This window comes from Bacillus sp. SG-1 (genome assembly GCF_000181495.1).
In the GTDB taxonomy this organism is placed as follows: Bacteria; Bacillota; Bacilli; order Bacillales; family Bacillaceae_B; genus Rossellomorea.
Map to the genome: position 1 here is coordinate 33,320 of NZ_ABCF01000010.1, position 16,312 is coordinate 49,631.

At 40.0% G+C, this 16,312-nt stretch carries 25 protein-coding genes and 1 pseudogene; 20 read left to right on the top strand and 6 right to left on the bottom strand.

The genetic code is table 11. The features are described from left to right. Positions 1–208: 208 nt before the first annotated feature. Positions 209–955: an AsnC family protein gene (locus tag BSG1_RS08010; protein WP_006836468.1), complete on the bottom strand. Its 747-nt coding sequence runs from the start codon at positions 953–955 to the stop codon at positions 209–211. Positions 956–1,278: 323 nt separating this feature from the next. Between BSG1_RS08010 and BSG1_RS08015 the strand changes: the two genes are divergently transcribed. The 10 genes from BSG1_RS08015 (at position 1,279) to BSG1_RS20810 (ending at position 5,121) form a co-directional block, all read left to right on the top strand. Further along, positions 1,279–1,524 (top strand): helix-turn-helix domain-containing protein, encoded by a 246-nt coding sequence (locus tag BSG1_RS08015; protein WP_006836469.1) that lies wholly within the window; start codon positions 1,279–1,281, stop codon positions 1,522–1,524. A 147-nt stretch (positions 1,525–1,671) separates the two neighbouring features. Next, entirely contained in the window at positions 1,672–1,917 is a 246-nt protein-coding gene (locus tag BSG1_RS08020) for a hypothetical protein (protein WP_006836470.1), read from the top strand. Beyond that, on the top strand, positions 1,918–2,601 hold the full coding sequence (locus BSG1_RS08025; RefSeq protein WP_006836471.1) for a hypothetical protein: 684 nt from the start codon (positions 1,918–1,920) through the stop codon (positions 2,599–2,601). Between the two features lie 19 nt (positions 2,602–2,620). Further along, positions 2,621–3,166: a hypothetical protein gene (locus BSG1_RS08030; RefSeq protein ID WP_006836472.1), complete on the top strand. Its 546-nt coding sequence runs from the start codon at positions 2,621–2,623 to the stop codon at positions 3,164–3,166. Further along, on the top strand, positions 3,163–3,405 hold the full coding sequence (locus BSG1_RS08035) for a hypothetical protein (RefSeq protein WP_006836473.1): 243 nt from the start codon (positions 3,163–3,165) through the stop codon (positions 3,403–3,405). The genes BSG1_RS08030 and BSG1_RS08035 overlap by 4 nt, the downstream gene beginning before the upstream one ends. Positions 3,406–3,560: 155 nt before the next feature. Next, positions 3,561–3,725, top strand: a complete 165-nt coding sequence (locus BSG1_RS20805; protein WP_006836474.1) for a hypothetical protein — start codon at positions 3,561–3,563, stop codon at positions 3,723–3,725. A gap of 3 nt (positions 3,726–3,728) precedes the next feature. Continuing rightward, a complete protein-coding gene (locus BSG1_RS08040; RefSeq protein ID WP_006836475.1) occupies positions 3,729–4,148 on the top strand; it encodes a phBC6A51 family helix-turn-helix protein in 420 nt (139 codons plus the stop codon). A gap of 55 nt (positions 4,149–4,203) precedes the next feature. Continuing rightward, a complete protein-coding gene (locus BSG1_RS08045) occupies positions 4,204–4,740 on the top strand; it encodes an HNH endonuclease (RefSeq protein WP_044022593.1) in 537 nt (178 codons plus the stop codon). Further along, the gene (locus BSG1_RS08050) at positions 4,740–4,952 is read left to right on the top strand and encodes a hypothetical protein (RefSeq protein WP_006836477.1); all 213 of its coding nucleotides are present in this window, start codon (positions 4,740–4,742) and stop codon (positions 4,950–4,952) included. The genes BSG1_RS08045 and BSG1_RS08050 overlap by 1 nt, the downstream gene beginning before the upstream one ends. Positions 4,953–4,965: 13 nt before the next feature. Continuing rightward, entirely contained in the window at positions 4,966–5,121 is a 156-nt protein-coding gene (locus BSG1_RS20810) for a hypothetical protein (protein ID WP_156791436.1), read from the top strand. A gap of 40 nt (positions 5,122–5,161) precedes the next feature. Here BSG1_RS20810 and BSG1_RS08055 read toward each other — a convergent pair whose 3' ends face one another. Further along, on the bottom strand, positions 5,162–5,542 hold the full coding sequence (locus tag BSG1_RS08055) for a helix-turn-helix domain-containing protein (RefSeq protein WP_006836479.1): 381 nt from the start codon (positions 5,540–5,542) through the stop codon (positions 5,162–5,164). Between the two features lie 288 nt (positions 5,543–5,830). Between BSG1_RS08055 and BSG1_RS08060 the strand changes: the two genes are divergently transcribed. The 8 genes from BSG1_RS08060 to BSG1_RS20815 all read left to right on the top strand — a co-directional run bounded on the left by BSG1_RS08060 (position 5,831) and on the right by BSG1_RS20815 (position 10,145). Further along, positions 5,831–6,010, top strand: a complete 180-nt coding sequence (locus tag BSG1_RS08060; protein WP_006836480.1) for a hypothetical protein — start codon at positions 5,831–5,833, stop codon at positions 6,008–6,010. A gap of 46 nt (positions 6,011–6,056) precedes the next feature. Further along, positions 6,057–6,284: a hypothetical protein gene (locus BSG1_RS08065; RefSeq protein ID WP_156791437.1), complete on the top strand. Its 228-nt coding sequence runs from the start codon at positions 6,057–6,059 to the stop codon at positions 6,282–6,284. Between the two features lie 177 nt (positions 6,285–6,461). Next, positions 6,462–7,262 carry a hypothetical protein gene (locus tag BSG1_RS08070; protein ID WP_006836483.1) on the top strand — a complete coding sequence of 267 codons (801 nt, stop codon included), beginning with the start codon at positions 6,462–6,464 and terminating at the stop codon, positions 7,260–7,262. 102 nt (positions 7,263–7,364) lie between these two features. Next, on the top strand, positions 7,365–7,586 hold the full coding sequence (locus BSG1_RS08075; protein ID WP_006836484.1) for a hypothetical protein: 222 nt from the start codon (positions 7,365–7,367) through the stop codon (positions 7,584–7,586). Positions 7,587–7,691: 105 nt separating this feature from the next. After that, positions 7,692–8,237, top strand: coding sequence for a hypothetical protein (locus BSG1_RS19785; RefSeq protein ID WP_052302373.1), 546 nt, complete (start codon positions 7,692–7,694; stop codon positions 8,235–8,237). A gap of 89 nt (positions 8,238–8,326) precedes the next feature. After that, positions 8,327–8,758 (top strand): hypothetical protein, encoded by a 432-nt coding sequence (locus tag BSG1_RS08085; RefSeq protein ID WP_006836486.1) that lies wholly within the window; start codon positions 8,327–8,329, stop codon positions 8,756–8,758. Positions 8,759–8,826: 68 nt separating this feature from the next. Next, positions 8,827–9,711, top strand: coding sequence for a hypothetical protein (locus BSG1_RS08090; protein ID WP_006836487.1), 885 nt, complete (start codon positions 8,827–8,829; stop codon positions 9,709–9,711). A 293-nt stretch (positions 9,712–10,004) separates the two neighbouring features. Continuing rightward, complete coding sequence (locus BSG1_RS20815; protein ID WP_156791438.1) at positions 10,005–10,145, top strand: hypothetical protein; 141 nt, start codon at positions 10,005–10,007, stop codon at positions 10,143–10,145. 59 nt (positions 10,146–10,204) lie between these two features. On the opposite strand, the pseudogene BSG1_RS08095 reads toward BSG1_RS20815, so the two are convergent. From BSG1_RS08095 to BSG1_RS08105, 3 genes and pseudogenes are all read right to left on the bottom strand, one after another. After that, a pseudogene (locus tag BSG1_RS08095) lies at positions 10,205–10,723 on the bottom strand (ABC transporter permease); the annotation flags it as partial. Continuing rightward, positions 10,656–11,429, bottom strand: coding sequence for an ABC transporter ATP-binding protein (locus tag BSG1_RS08100; protein WP_006836490.1), 774 nt, complete (start codon positions 11,427–11,429; stop codon positions 10,656–10,658). The pseudogene BSG1_RS08095 and the gene BSG1_RS08100, both read right to left, overlap by 68 nt. An 83-nt stretch (positions 11,430–11,512) precedes the next feature. Then, positions 11,513–12,517, bottom strand: a complete 1,005-nt coding sequence (locus BSG1_RS08105; RefSeq protein WP_006836491.1) for an ABC transporter substrate-binding protein — start codon at positions 12,515–12,517, stop codon at positions 11,513–11,515. A gap of 587 nt (positions 12,518–13,104) precedes the next feature. On the opposite strand from BSG1_RS08105, the gene BSG1_RS08110 reads away from it, so the two are divergent. Beyond that, positions 13,105–13,890: an alpha/beta hydrolase family protein gene (locus tag BSG1_RS08110; protein WP_006836492.1), complete on the top strand. Its 786-nt coding sequence runs from the start codon at positions 13,105–13,107 to the stop codon at positions 13,888–13,890. A gap of 15 nt (positions 13,891–13,905) precedes the next feature. Continuing rightward, positions 13,906–14,148 carry a DUF2584 domain-containing protein gene (locus BSG1_RS08115; protein WP_006836493.1) on the top strand — a complete coding sequence of 81 codons (243 nt, stop codon included), beginning with the start codon at positions 13,906–13,908 and terminating at the stop codon, positions 14,146–14,148. Positions 14,149–14,419: 271 nt separating this feature from the next. Here the strand turns inward: BSG1_RS08115 and pckA are convergent, their stop codons facing one another. Beyond that, entirely contained in the window at positions 14,420–16,009 is a 1,590-nt protein-coding gene (pckA, locus tag BSG1_RS08125) for a phosphoenolpyruvate carboxykinase (ATP) (protein WP_006836495.1), read from the bottom strand. Between the last annotated feature and the right edge of the window lie 303 nt (positions 16,010–16,312).

The window sequence follows — 16,312 nt, forward strand, 5'->3', positions numbered from 1 at the left end:
TTTGAAAAAATGCCCCAATCGCTCATCTTTGTTCGAATAAATAAATGAAAAACAAAACGCAAAATAATATATACATACGCCCTATACTATCGCCCTTATCGCCAAACCATTATCTTTCCCTTATTACGCTAATGATTAATGATAGAGATATAGAGAGGAAGAAGGGGAAGAATTGTCCCCCGCTGTTACAATGTGAAATAGATTGCACTTACTGGAAAGGGTTATACTCTGCCATTTTGTTGCGAATCTTTTCAAGCGTTCTCTTCGCCTTTTTGTGGTCGGATAATCCGCAAGTCCTCGCAAGTTCACGGAAGGACGCTTCGGGATTTTCGTTCATTGCAGCAAGAAGACGTCTTTCCTCTTCATTCAATTTTTCGCTTTCCATTATCCCCGCAACAAGGTCTTTTGCTTCCGCCCTTTCTTCCATTGTTGAACGTGCTGCAATAATAACGCCCTGAAATATTTTCCCTTCGTGATGTTCCTCAAATGGAACGGCTTCCTTTTCGAATTTTATCTGTTTGTTGGTTTGACCTGATTCCCGCCTTACAACGTCCAATGCTCGCATTTGTAATGCCTGTTTGAATGTTTCATAGAAAGTATATCGATCATTCGTCTTTCCTTTGGGAAGAAGGCGAATCAGTTCTTCAATAAAAATCGATTCAAAATCATGGCGGCTTACACGATATCCTGAAAACCGTCGTTCGTAATATTCCGCCGTCTTTTGAATTTCCGCCCTCTTTCCGGTTATAGGATTTCCCCAAAGAAGGGACAACAACCTTCCCGCTTGCTTTGTTTCCCTTGCGGAATGGTAAGCGTTTTCTACTTCCCAAATGAACTTTATTTTCTCCTGTGAATATTTCGACCGCAAACGAAGTTCCTGTGCTTCTTCCGAAGCAGGGTCAAGGATTCCTTTCACTTCTTCGCCACGTACAATTATTAATGCTCTGTTTTCCATATATACTGCCCCCTTTGTTGTAGAGTGCTGAAACCTTTTCTCTAAATGTGGGCAAAAGGTGAAGGTTTGTTACGTTGCCTTTACTTCGTAATTGGTCGAAAGGGGGCGTTGACAAGGACTATTTAAGATTTTTATTACTTTTTCAAGAAAAATTCGTAATGGAACTTGTCAAAACGTCTTACAGCTTAATTGAATATTGAAGGCGGATAAAGCGGCACGTCTTCAACGGTTGCCATAAAATTTGCCCTACTTTCTCCGCTGCCGCTTGCGGGTTACATATAGCGACAACACAGCTATAAATACCATTTTCGGGGGTGTGAAACTTGGAAGATTTCAGAATGAGCGGAAAGACATTGCGAATCTTGCGGGTACTATTCGAACTTAGTCAGGAAGACGTTTCAAAAATCCTGAATAAACAAACAAATACAACGGTTTCTTTTGTTGAAACAGGAAAGCGTACTTTGACGAAGAAAGACACGGCAATTCTTATTCAGAAACTTGATATAACAATGCGTGATTTGATGACGGTTCAAAAGACGATTAGAACAATCAGAAAGAAGGGCGAATAATTCACTTAGGTTGTGAAGTTATCAACGGGGGGTTGTGAAATATCAAGGAAGGGACATTGTGAAACGTATTTCACAAGAACTAGAAAGAGATATTGAACTAGAACCAAGTAACGAAAACCAAGAACAAGAATAAAAGGGGTGTGTGAATTGGGATTCTTTAAGAAAGATAGACTTCCAACAATGGAAGAGATTAACGCCAAATATGAACGGGTTGCGGAAGGTATTACAAAAGATTGTCGTTCATTAGAAGCAGCAAAGGCGAAATATCCAGACGCCGAACGAATACTTCAAGAAACATTTTTGTTGTTCAGAATATTCCAAGTCGTGAATGACGGTCTTGATCGATTAGAAAAGCAAATTGAACACTATCAAAATGATAAGGGGGACGTATAAATGAAATTCTTCAAAGATATCCAAGAAGCGAAAGGAAAATATAATGAGCGATTGAACACGCTGCAAGCACAAAAGGCGGAACTGGAAGCGGAACTTGCCGACATTGTGGAAGAGTATGAAACGAAACTTGAAAAAGATGCGCTTGGACTTGCGGATTTCAAGGACGAAGCCAAACTTGAAAAGGAGATTGACGACAAGAAAACCAAAATTGAAAAAGTAGAACAAAAGATTGCTATTGTCAGAAAGGGACGCAATCAGGCGTTCATCAATCAAATTCCGGTATTGAAGGAACGGAAGCAAAAAGAATTTGAATCGGTAGAAGAGGAATGGAATGACGGTGTTGAAGAGTTGCAGAAAGCAAAAGCGGAATTTCTTCTTGCGCTCTACAACCTGCATGAACTTCGAAACAAAGGGAACGAGGTCAAAGGTGAATTTGTTCGACTGATGGAAGAATTCGACCCTGAAAGCAACGAAGCGAAGTCGGGCGGTCAGTTTATGACATTCAAATCGTTTGAAGAACTGCCAATGTCCCCGAATCCTTCTTATTTCGGAAAAGATATTGCTCTTCAAAAAGCGTTCTCTTTGCCTTCATGGGCGGCAACCGACGCAATAAACGGAAGCCTTCCGAAATGGGTTAGTCATTATGCAGCAACGGGCGAAATCAAGTTTGACGACAAAAAATAATTGCAGGGGTTGATTCGAATTGATCGACGTGACGGAACAATTATTATATCCCAATCAAGAAGAACCGGATTTGCATAAGGAAGAAGTAAGGGAGATTATCGAACCGAAAATTGAACATGCTCTATCTTTGTTGAACAATAGTCAGCCGAACGACGTATTCAAAATTGCAAAGGTAACAAAATTGCCCGTTCGTACTATACGAAGGTTGGAAGCGGGGAAAAGTCCTTTTGTTGAACGACCGAAGCATTTAAACGTAATTAGTTTTCCTGAACTAAAGGCGAAAGAAATGAAGAATAAGCGTGTGGAAAATCAAAGTTTGCTTCTTGAACGAAGTCAGCAAAGGTTAGAACGGCTAAAGGCGTTTGAAATTGAAAAAGCTGCCCGTCGTGAAGAAGTATCCAAAGAATATAAATTGCGGTTGAAGAAAGCGAAAATCAGGCAAGCGAAAAATATGCTCTTAGCTGAACAAGAATTTACGCCTGAATATATTGCAAAGATTTGCGGCTTGCAGAATATTGATGTTCGAAGGATTAGAAAAGAATTACGGAAGGGGGCGATTATATGAAGTTTGACAATGGTAAAGCACCGTTTCACGATATTGCGGAAGGTTACAAGAAGGACGGACACGAAGACACAAAAAAGCAGATTCAGGACACGGAGAAAAACAACATTTCCCAAACGGACAGACTTCGAAAGTTGGACGTTGATTCCCTGAATCCTATGCAATTATTAATGCTTGGTTTTGATGACCTGGCACAAAAGAAAATAAAGGAAAGCACTTATAACGAAATTGAAAATAGATAACTTTGACCAACGACAGGAATTCGGGTTATCTGCTATTAAGGTATGATTCCCTTCAAACTCTTTATCTTGTTAGTATGGCACTTTTTCTTGTCGAAGGTCATTGAACGGAGCGGCTTAGGTCGTCCCTTATTTTTGTATAGAAGGGGGTTATTGTTATGGACGAAGAACAACGCTATTTCGAATTGAAACTTGAATTATTGTTTCGAAAATTAGAAGAAATGGACAAAGCGGCTTATAAATACAATCAGAAATCGGACTATAAAACAGTTCCAACCAACCTATATTATAAGCGACAAAAACGATTAAAGAAGGGGGTGTAATAGATGGACTATTTGCAAGGGTTATCTGATACGGAAATAAAGGCAGTTGAAGCGGTCGGCAATAAAGGAACGAAATCATATGCAGAAGTTGCAAAGGAAGTTGGCATTTCTGAACGGCAGCTTTATCGAATCAGGCAGAAACCGGAATTCAAGACGGCTCTGCATAAAAGGGCAATGGAAGAAATGTCAGAATCAGTTTCGGAATTTACGAAGATGGTTGAACGCAAGGCGATAAAGGAAGGACATTATAAGTTTGCCGAACTTTACGCAAAGATGAATGGTCTTCTTGTGGATAGGTCGGAAGTGAAGCAGACAACAGAAATTGACGATCGAAGAAAATTCTCGGAACAATCGAATGAAGACCTTGAAAAAGAATTGAAGGAACTTGGCAAGTTGATTGACATTCACAAAGACGAAGCATAAGAGAAAGGCGGGCATTGCGACCCGTCAATTATTTATTTTAAAGGGGGCGTAACAATTGAAGAATCGAATACGGATAGGTGAAAACAGCGGTCTAGTATCCATCAAGCATAAGGGACGGGACTTTTTGGTGTTTGTAGACGAAGAAGACATTGCAGCATTAAATGAAACATTCACGTCTCTTCATTTAACTGAAAGCAATTCCGGTTTATACGTTCGGGGCTTGAAGAAAGACGGTACAATGGTTCGGCTTCATAGGTTTCTGATGAATACGCCAAAAGGTCTGCAATGTCATCATAAAAACGGTGACAGGCTGGACAATCGAAAAGATAATCTTGAAAATGTTACGGTAAGGAAAAACCTTCAATTCCGGCAAGGAAGGGGCGTTCTGAAAGTGAGGAATGTTTACCAAAACAGTAATGGAACTTTCATGGTTTCGGTTCAAGGGACGTATATCGGCTCTTATCGAACAATAGAGGAAGCCGACAAAACTGCACGGGATACACGACTTGAATTGTTCGGAGAAAAGCCGTCCGAAAGCGTGGAAGCGTTCAATATAAAACGAATGAAGCAAGTAATTCAGGGGGTGTTATAATGCCGAAAATGCGAAAGGAGTTCTTTATTCAAATATTGGCTTCGAATGGGATTGATTATAGCAATTTGACGCAAACAGAAATAGAATTTCGTGCGCTTGGGATTCTCGGTTATAAAGGAACGGTTGCAGACCGACGACGGACGTTTTACCAAAGCCGGACGGGGAAGCCGTGGCTTGTGGACGCAATAAACGAAAATGATCCCGACGCTTAAAGGAGGTAACAGTATGCAAATCAAATATTCCAAAAGAAAACGTTCATCTTATCGTTTGCATTCGGGTAGCTTGCAGCCGATTAAGGAAGACAGAAGCGCTTATAATTACACCGCACAAAAACGGGCAGTCGACCGAAAAGCGGCAATGAAGCATGGCACGGATAAATAGAAAAAGGCGACTTCCTATCGTTAGGTTGTCGCCCTTTCACTTAGTCATTTTTATTATTTTTGCTTATATTACTATAATTTATTGAATTGATATAATACTTTAGATATTCACTAGAATCCTTATTATTCAAATCATTTCTTTCTCTAATAAAATCTATAAAATGTTTCTTTTCAAGGTTTAAATTAAAATTATTGTTCATTTGTTCAATGAATTCTAATGGTGATTCATATTCAATTAATTCTCTAATATCCTTTATTTCAAAATAAATAAGTAAACTTAACAATATATCTATGTCCCAACTTGATCGGGCATTGTTTGCTAGACCTGAAAGAGTTCCTTGTCTTATCCCCAAATCTTCTGAAACTTCCCTTTGTGTAACCCCTTTTTCCTTATAAAGTTCCTTCAATCTCAACTTTAACATTATTTTGTTTTCCTCCTTTCAATAGTGGATAATTCCCTTCTATATTAGCATTATGGCGCAATCCCGAAAAAAAGTAAATAAAGTTGTTGACGGGTAAGCGTAAATGCGCTAACATGAAGACAGTTAGTTAAATGACGGGTAAGCGTAAATACGTTACACCGTCACTTCTAATCTTTCCACGCAAGAAACCTTTGAATTTTCTTCAACATTCCCCAAGACCGACGCACTCCAAACGGCGGCAATGCTAGGACAAGCACGACTATAACGAAGGAAGGCGGGGGTGATCGAATGAAAGAAGCAGAAAAACAGGTTGACGATTTCATCAAGGAAAACTTCGTTACAGAATCTTTTGAAATCGAAGACTTCCCTTTGTTTCCATATGGAAAACTTTTAAGGGACGAAACAGGCGAAACAATGGTTTGTTATTACGACTTGATAACGGGTCAGGTAAAAACGGAATTCGAATAATGTAACAACAAAATATCAATGCTTGGAAAGGGTTGTGAAAGAGAATATGAAAATCTTCAATTCTATTGCTGCAAAAATTGCCCTATCAAACAATCTTCTTCATCACTTCCAACAATTCGGAATGAAGGAAGACGCTGAGTATTATCAGGGACGTCTTGACGCCTTAATTGAAATGGCGACTTCTTTCGGATTTGATGTGAATGAAGTTTTGGAAGCTGCAAAGGGTATCAATGTTCAAGATTTCGAACTTCAAGGGTACGGGCGTTTCCTATGAGAATAATCGTCAAGGAATGGAAAGCGATTCCTATTCATTACCGGATTTTGATTCTTGAAGGATTGGCGTCAAAAAAAACATTGAAAGGGGTGATTGATGAATAGATGTCAATTGTCGTTGGTTGGCTCGGTCAATGGATAACGATTAACAAAAAATACTTATCGGAAGGGTGTTATAATGGCATTATCTACAATGGCAAAAACATTTATTGCGACGGGACTGGCAGGCGGAATTGCGGTTACGGGTATTGTTTGGACAGGCGGCGAATCGGTGAACAAAATCAAAGGCAATCTGGACAATATGAAGCAGGAAGTGACGGAAGCAGTTCAGGATAACGAGTTCTTGAAAGGTCAATTTGATAGCTTGAAAAACTTATATTCTTCAAGTGTCCAAGAAGCGAATGCAACGATTGATTCCTTGACACAAGAACGAAATCAGCTATTGAATCAGGTTGACCAACTTCAATCAGATTTGGCAGCACAGGACGGAACACAAGAACAAGCGGAAATTCAAGCGGAAATCGACCGTTTGGAAAGCGAACTTGATAAGGCAAATCAACAAATTGCAGAACTGGAAACGTATGCTCAACAAGCGGACGACGCAGCGACATATACTGCAATCGATCAAACGCAATATACTGTTGATGGACAAGCCGTTGTCGACCCTACAATCCGTATTTCGGAAGAAGCAACGGCATTCAATTCAGCCAATGCAGAAATTTTGGCAAATGAAAATACAGTCAAAACGATTGAAGCGGAATTTGCCGAAAAGGGTGTCACGGTAAACATTAAACGGGTTGTGAAGTTCAATTATATGGGTACGGACTTGCTTGCGTATGAAGTAGAAGGGGATTTTTCGGCGTTAACGTTAGGAGAAAGAACTTCCACAACGTACACGACAGCGGAAGCAATCGGGGAAAGAGGAATTAACTTTGTCAACGCTAATGGCGAACGTGTTCACTATGCTTCAAATATTTAAGGGAAGAAAGGATTCGGCGGGGGTTATGCTTGGCGGCTTCCCCGTCCGTCCCTTCTCCAAGTGTTACGAATCTATTATAACAGATGAAAGGAAGCGTTAAAGATGGAAAACAAACAAATCACAAACGGAACTTTCAAGGCGACATTTGTCGGTGAAAAGACGGCTCAATTGGACGGGGTTCGGATCTTCCGTCATGAAGACGGTATTGCAATAAAGGTGAACGGTAAACTGACAAGCGTCAACAATCGTGGAAAAGAATCCGTTCGTGGCGCAAATGATTTATACAACAAACTTGACGAGATTCTGAAAGAACTTGGAATATAAAGTAATGGCGGCTTCGGTCGCCTTTTTATTTCAAAAACACTTGTAAAATAAAGGTAATACAAGTAGAATTTCTACTAGTGTTATATTTTTTTGGGGGGGACATTTATGAAGATAATATTTAGTTTAATGTTGCTTGTAGGTCTTTTGATAGGTTGTAGTTCAAATGAAACGGAAGAACAAGCAAGCGAAGAGAATTCAACAAATGAGCAACCGCAAGAAGAAGTAAATGAAGAACCGAAAGAGGAAGTAAGTGAAGAGGAATCAACGGAGGAATCAGAAGAATCTTCCATAGATACTTCGGTTTTCGTATATGCAACAAATGTTGATATTACAGACGCTAGGGATATCACTAAACATATTACCGCTACTGTTTACATGAATGACGAACTGAAAGGAGGACTCGCAGCACAACATGTTTTAAGTCAAACTTATGATTTTCTTCAACAAGAGGATATAAAGGGTGCGGAAACTTTAACAGTTGGTGTTATGGTTAAAGATAAGAGAGTTCTTCAATATACTGTTGATCTAGCGAAATTTGTTCCGAATGATAGCGAACCAATGACAGACGTTGTGTTAGCTGCTTCTGAAGTTGAAAAGATATCTCCGGAAGTTGAAGAGTTTGCAAACGCGTTTGAATGGAAAATGAACTAAAGTCAGGGAAACTCCAAAGCAGGGCTTATTGAAGTCCTGTTTTTTATTTAAGTTGTTTTGTATCCTATAATTCAAAGCGGGGCGATATTGTGGAAAATGTTGAAATAAGAATTCAAAACATGATGGAAGAATTAAGGCTTCCTAGTGTAGAAGATTTCCGTGAAAATGAATCAACAATACATTGGATATTAGTTGCAATAAAAGAATTTGGAAAGGATTTGAATAACGAAGGTCTTACGGTTGATGATTTAGATAAACCTTCAAAAGAATTGTTTGGTCGCTTAAGGTCTACAATTCATATAGTTATTTATCAGTATACAGGTTTTGATACTTATAATTTTTCTGAACTAGGTCAGAATTATGGAAAGAAGAGCGACTATTTCAAATCAATTTTGGTAAACGATATTATTCATACTGTTTTCAGGTCGCATATATCTATCTATGAAGCAAACTTTATTTTTTCAAACCTTGATAAACTTAATTTACATAATACAAGACATAAAATTAACTCACTTTTATAATAGGATACTCGTTCTTACAATTTATGTATGTTAAAATTGAGATAGAATCTATATAAGGGTGTGTAATAATGAAAAAACTTGCTTCATTTGGAACACTTTTTGTCGCAGGAAGTTTGTTGGTTGGTTGTAATACAGTAGAACAAGGGCAGCAGGAAGCAAAGGTCAAGGCGGCGGAATCTGAATCCAATAATGAAGTTGTTGAAGTGACGAATGAAAAGGACAAGTCTGAAAAAGATAATTCTGTTGTTGTGAAGAATAGTGATGTCCAAGAAGTAAAAGAAGCAGAAGGTGATGAAATGTCGCCAGTAGTAAAGTCGGAATTTAATACTCTAAAAGAATTTATCCGTTCAAAGATTGATGATCTAAGAGGAAATTCGGAATTTCAGAATATACACGTTGATAAATATTCGGCACTTAATAGTGCAGCGATTTCCACAATTCCATATATCGAATATTTTGAAGACGACATTGCAGAAAAAGGCGCAACAAAACAATTTGATAACATTGCGAAGGTTGCATATGAAATTAGGAAGCAATACGAAAAAGGAAATACCGAAGAACTTGATCGGTTAGGAAAAAACTTTACTGACGAATTATATGAAGTATATGAAGATTTGTACGGACTTTCCCTTACTTATGATTGGACAGTCGAGAAGACCGAATTCGCCACATTCGAATTTTTTGTTGAATGGAACATAGAAGCAATGCGTCCTGATTCCGAATATCGGGAAGGCAATGGTTCTGCAACGCACACGCTTCTTTCAAGCGCAATCGCCTACTTCAACTATTTTGAAGACGACGTTGTTGAGCGTGGTTTGACGGAAGAAGTTGAATCGTTCAAAGATTTTAGTGCTTCAAATTTGAAGAAAATCGACAAAGGTGAAGAAGTTGATTATCCTGCAATCGAAAAGGAATTCATTGAACGAATGCAAGAAATTCAATCGCAATTATAACGAATAACGGCGTCCCTATCAGGGGCGTCCTTTTTTTGTCTTCAATAATAACGGTATAACGCTAAGGTGTCATCAAACCTTTTTCTCCCCCTGAATGTGAAGTTTAAATATAATTTGAACGGTAATACAGCCATAACATTCTGAAACGCTTATACGGCTTCCTGGGACTTTGGAATTCTCCAAAAATGTTTTGTTGCTATTCGTCACAAACGCCCCCCTTGAAAACCACATATGCGAGTGAAAGGAATTTGGACAATCGGATTCTTCATATCTTGTATAAAGGGGTTGAGCGTATGAAGAAAATTGACACGTTCAGAAGTAAAAGCGGGAAGTATAACGTGGTTATTTTCGAAACAAGAAGACCTTCGGCAGCGGCTATTGAAAATACGAATCGCAAGGTAAACGAAGCAATGAATAAACGAATGAACGCATAAGAAAAGACGCCTTCAAAGGGCGTCCTTCTTTATGTTCTTTTTGGTATAACTTTTTCATTAACGCTTGTAATGATGACGGATATGATGGCACCCATTGCAATGATGGATGTCAGCCCGGGACCGAGTGCTACAATAAGGATCGGTCCAAGTGCCACTTTTGGCATGGCATTCAAAATGACAAGATACGGGTCCAAAACCTTTGATAGAAAGGGCGACCACCACAATAAAGCAGCCAGCATCGTTCCCATCAGAGTTCCGAGGATAAATCCTGCCACCGTTTCTCCCAAGGTAATCGTAATATGGGTAATCAGAGAGCCGTCTCCCATTTTTTGCATGAGCAAGTTCCATATTTTATAAGGTGAGCTGAAAATTAACGGATCGATCCATTTGGCTCTGCTTGCGGCTTCCCATAAAGAGAAGAAGGAAATAAAGATTAAGAGCTGGTAGAGGCGTACCATTTTTTTTTCTTTTTTCAGGTTTTGTAAAAACTGTTTATGTTGTTGTTCAATGTTATTTTGTGGACTCAAGAGTCTCCAACTCCTTCCATATGAGTTGAAAGCAGTCTGAATAAGCTTCATGGTTTCTTGATTGGAAGGGTTTAGATTTTCTCAGTTCTTCAGGGACATCAAAAATCTGATGGATTCTCCCGGGTTTGGCTGACAAGAGGACGATTCTGTCGCTCATAGCGATAGCTTCCCCGATATCGTGGGTCACAAGGAGTGCAGTTTTATTAAATGTTTTTAACGTTTCAAACACGAGGTCTTCCAGTTTAAGCTTTGTTTGATAATCGAGGGCAGAGAAAGGTTCATCAAGGAGCAGCAGCTTAGGTTCCACCGCCAAAGTCCTGACGAGTGCCGCGCGCTGTCTCATTCCTCCAGATAATTGATTTGGAAATTGTTTGGAAACCCCTTCCAAGCCGATTTCGTCGAGTAAGTTCAGTGCCCAATTTTTCTTTTCAGAAGTTAGGAGATCCATTGTCTTAAGACCGAGCAGGATGTTTTCCTCTATCGTTTTCCAGGGAAACAAATAGTCCTGCTGCAGCATGTAGCCGATCTTATGTCTGCTCTTTTCAAGAGTGTTTCCTTCAATTTTGACAGTCCCTGCACTCGGCTTAAATAATCCAGCAATGATAGAAAGCAATGTGGTTTTTCCACAGCCGCTCGGACCCAGAAACGAGACGAATTCCCCTTCTTGGACAGTCAGGGAGATATTTTCCAGAGCTGTTGTAGCAGAATTTGGCGTGAAATAGGTATGATGAATTTGTTCGATCTCCAGCAGTTCCACCCTTATCCCTCCTTGTTTTTTATTGTAAATGAGAAGAGAGGCTAGCCCTAAAATGGACTAACCAACAGTGACTTTCTTTTACTTTATTCACTTATGACCTCTTCAGCTATAGTGGTATTCACCAATTTATCATGCTCGATCCGGCCTGGAAGCTCACCGGCCTCATCCATAATATTTTGGAGGTTATTCCATTCTTCTACATCCAAAATCGGGTCAGTGGCGTAGGAGCCCTGGCTTCTGTAACGGTCGACTACCGTTTTGATGATATCTAGTTCGGTATCTTCGAAGTATGACTGGATGATCTCCGCTGTTTCAGCCGGATCATGCTCTTCCACCCACTTTTGAGCCTTAAAAATCGCTCGTGTGAATTTTTCAATAGTGTCATTATTTTCATTCATGTAGCTTTCTTTTGCCATAAATGTGGTATAAGGTACATGACCGGATTGTTCACCAAAAGATGCAACAATGTGGCCTTTGCCTTCTTTTTCGAAAATGGAAGCCGTTGGTTCAAACAGCTGTACATAATCACCTGTACCTGAAGCAAAAGCGTTAGCAATATTGGCGAAATCAATATTCTGAATCAGGTTTAGGTCTTTGTGCGGATCAATACCTTGTTTTTTCAATACAAATTCGCCCACCATCTGCGGCATGCCGCCTTTGCGCTGCCCAAGGAACGTCGAGCCTTTCAGCTGCTCCCAATCAAAGTTCTCTACATTTTCCCTGGAAACAAGGAAGGTTCCATCCGTTTGCGTTAACTGTGCAAAGTTGATGACAGGGTCACTTGAGCCTTGAGAATCGACATAAATACTTGTTTCTGATCCAACCAGTGCCACATCAGCCCCATCAGCAAGCAGGGTGGTCATCGTTTTGTCTCCGCCCCATGTGGTGGTCAATTCAATTTCCAAGCCCTCTTCTTCAAAAAAGCCTTTTTCAAGGGCGACATATTGAGGAGCATAGAAAATAGAACGGGTAACTTCGGCAACCCTCACCTTTTCTAATTCCTGCTCTTGGTTTGCACAGCCCAAGACACCGATTGAGAGAATGAGGATCATAAATAAAGAAAAACTAATCTTCAGCAGCCTTTTCAAATTGGTTCCTCTCCTTTTGTCAGGTCATGGCCCGGGGCATAGTGGCTGCAATGAGTCGCTGCGCCCGGATGACAGACATATATATTGTTTGCTACCTATCGTATGTCAAAATGAAAAATGTGTGATAGCCTATGTCACATAGAGGGTTATGGTAAATTGAAAGCTTGTCTGTTTGAATTATTGCTTGTGGGTTTAGGGGATAAAGGGGATAGATGCTGGTTTAGTTTTTGACTTTGAATCGGTTTAGGCTGGTCGTTAGTTAGTTTTTTAGAAAGACCTATAGGAAAGGTTTAGAGGACGATAATTTGTTTTTTTAAATTGGCTTTGTTAAAAACAGATTCGGATAATCTGCATTTAATCTGGAATAACAATGTCATTAACTAACAAAGCCTAAAAAATAAAGACCTTTAGGAAGGGTTTAAAGGACGTTAATTGTCTTTATGGGGATTAAAGTCCTCTAGGAAGACCTTAGAAGACGTTAGTTAGTCTTTTGCAAACTAAAGCCCATCAGAAAAGGATATTGGACTTAATTTTTAGGCAGCAGCTTGTCTTATATATAGGCACTCGTTTTAAGAAAGGATGAGAAGATGAAGAGCGGGACAATACTAGAAAAAGAAATTTTCCCATCACCGAATCCTAAGGTGGAGCTGTTTTCAATCACATACTATGCTGACGGTCTCCGGATCAAAGGAATGGTTGCACAGCCAAAAGATGATGGGCTTTATCCCGGTTTTCTTTATTTAAGAGGGGGAATCAAGAATGTCGGCCAGGTGCGGCCGGCCCGTATTGCTCAGTTTGCTTCGGAAGGTTTTATCGTGTTTGCCCCTTTCTACAGGGGTAACCAAGGGGGAGAAGGCAATGAGGATTTTGCGGGGGACGATCGTCAGGATGCTTTTGCCGCTTTTGATTTGTTGAAAGACTATCCCCGTGTCTCCGGCAGGAAGGTGCATGTCTTTGGATTCTCGCGGGGAGGCGTGATGGCTCTGCTTACCGGGATCGAGAAGAAAGAAGCCGCATCTGTTGTTACATGGGGCGGGGTGTCAGATATGGTGCTGACATATGGTGCAAGGAAAGACCTTCGGCGGATGATGAAGAGGGTGATTGGCGGGACTCCTAAAAAGTACCCGATGAGATACAAGTGGAGGACGCCTTTGTATAGGCTGGAAGAGATTGAGGCTCCGATCCTTATCGTTCACGGAGCCCGAGATCATAATGTATCCATTGAACATGCCTACAGGCTCGAAAAGAGATTGAAAGAACTGGACAAAAAGGTGGATTCCTATTATTTTGAGGAGTATACACATTACTTTCCTCCAGCGGTCAACAGGGAGATTGTCGTCATGGTATGCAGCTGGATGAAAAAATACAGTTAAAGGGAGTGTAACACGATGGGTATGGGTCTGGAATTAAACACTATGATTGTCACGAAAGGCAATGAAAAAAGGCTTGAGGAAAATACATTTCAGCTTGTAAAGGAAGGGTATCGCTTATATCCTATGGAAATTCCTATTGAAGTTAAAAGAACGAAAGATGGCGAAACGAACGGTATCGGAAGAATTACAAAGCTTCAATGGGAAAATGCGGAAACAGTTATTACATATGAATTGATATCGCTAAACAGCACGAACTAAAGAGATTTTTCTATAAAACCTAGTATTTCCCCTGTTTTTGTATATATTGTTGCTCTTGGAAAAATCCAAGGAGCCGGATTTTTCCCTTGGAGACATGGGCTTTTTTCTCTCTGAACAATGTGAATTAGCTCTTTTCTTGCTTCTTTACCAGTATATTTACTGTGAATCAAGGCATATCTCAGGAAATTAATATTAAATAGCAACAAAGTTTAAGAAAAGAGCCTTTAACAAAGAAGGCGGACTCCTAAATGGAGTCCGCCGCTTTATTTTATTATGACTTAATCGGTCCGCCCTTAGCTTTGATTTCTTCAGGGACGTTTGAAAACTTGTTGAAGTTATTTTTGAATTTGCCAGCAAGCTCTTTTGCTTTTTCTACATAGGCTTCTTCGTCAGACCATGTTTTGCGCGGTTGAAGTACTTCATCAGGAACACCTGGTACATTAACCGGAATTTGAAGTCCGAAGATATCGTCTGTAGCCGTTTCAACGTTAGTCAGCTCACCTTCAAGTGCAGCTTGAACCATCGCGCGTGTGTAGGAAAGCTTCATTCTGTTTCCAACTCCGTACTCCCCGCCAGTCCAGCCGGTATTGACAAGATAGACTTGCGCATTGTGCTCATCGATCTTCTTGCCCAGCATCTCTGCATAAACTGTGGCAGGAAGCGGCAGGAATGGTGACCCGAAGCACGTTGAGAAAGTAGCTTGTGGAGAAGTGATTCCTCTCTCTGTACCTGCTAATTTAGAAGTATATCCGCTTAAGAAATGATACATCGCTTGTTCCTTTGTCAGTTTGCTGATAGGAGGCAATACTCCGAATGCATCTGCAGTAAGAAAGATGATTGTATTCGGATGACCCGCAACACTTGGATCCACGATATTATCGATCGCTTGAAGCGGATAGGCTGCACGTGTATTCTCAGTCAGCGTGCTGTCTTCATAATCCGGAATGCGTGTGTCTTCATCAACCATTACGTTTTCCAGCACAGAACCGAAGCGGATAGCATCAAAGATTTGCGGTTCTTTTTCACGAGTAAGATCGATAGTTTTTGCATAGCAGCCGCCTTCAATATTGAAAACGCCATTTGGTGACCAGCCGTGTTCATCGTCACCGATCAAGCGGCGGTTCGGATCAGCGGATAGAGTGGTTTTTCCAGTACCGGAAAGTCCGAAGAACAATGCTACATCCCCTTCCTGGCCAACGTTTGCCGAACAGTGCATGGAAAGGATATCGTTTTCAGGAAGTATAAAGTTCATGACAGAGAAAATGGACTTCTTCATTTCACCTGCATACTCTGTTCCGCCAATTAATACTGTCCTTTTTTCAAAAGATACAATAATGAACGTCTCCGAGTTTGTTCCATCTACATCAGGATCCGCCTTGAAAGTTGGAGCTGAGATGACTGTGAATTCAGCACTATGATCCTTAAGCTCTTCAGCAGTAGGGCGAATGAAAAGCTGGTGGGCAAAAAGGTTATGCCAAGCATACTCGTTTACGACCCTGATCGGCATGCGGTGCTTCGGATCTGCACCTGCAAATCCTTTAAATTCAAAAATTTCATCTTTTTCATGTAAGTATTCAATTACCTTATTATAGAGTTTGTCAAAGCTTTCTGCGGAGATCGGCCTGTTAACAGAACCCCATTCGATTTTATCTTTAATAGAAGGTTCTTCAACGATGAACTTATCCTCTGGAGAACGGCCAGTATATTTGCCTGTCTCTGCACGGACAGCACCTGAATTAGTCAGGATTCCTTCGTTTCGATTCATAACCTTCTCAACTAATTGAGGAACCGATAGTTGAACTTTCGTATTTTTCCCATTAAGTAATTCATTAAGTTTATTAGACAGGCTAACTGAAGTCATATTAAATAACCTTCCTTTGTACGTTATTTATTGCTCCCCTTTTTGTCCATCCCTTGAAAAAAGGAGAGCCTTATATAAATACCCCTTTGTTTCTCAAGATTAGTATAACACAATAAAACAATTAGTCTATACTAATTAAGTATTTTTTAAACGATGTTTTAAATTGTCACATTTGTCCTTACAATAATCGTTATTTTATGAGAGCGCTGACTCAAGGGCTGTATTAATGATTTAGTCTAAAATAAAAGGGAGTAAACATTTATTTTATAAAAGATTTGTTATATATATATTAAGTTATGCTAT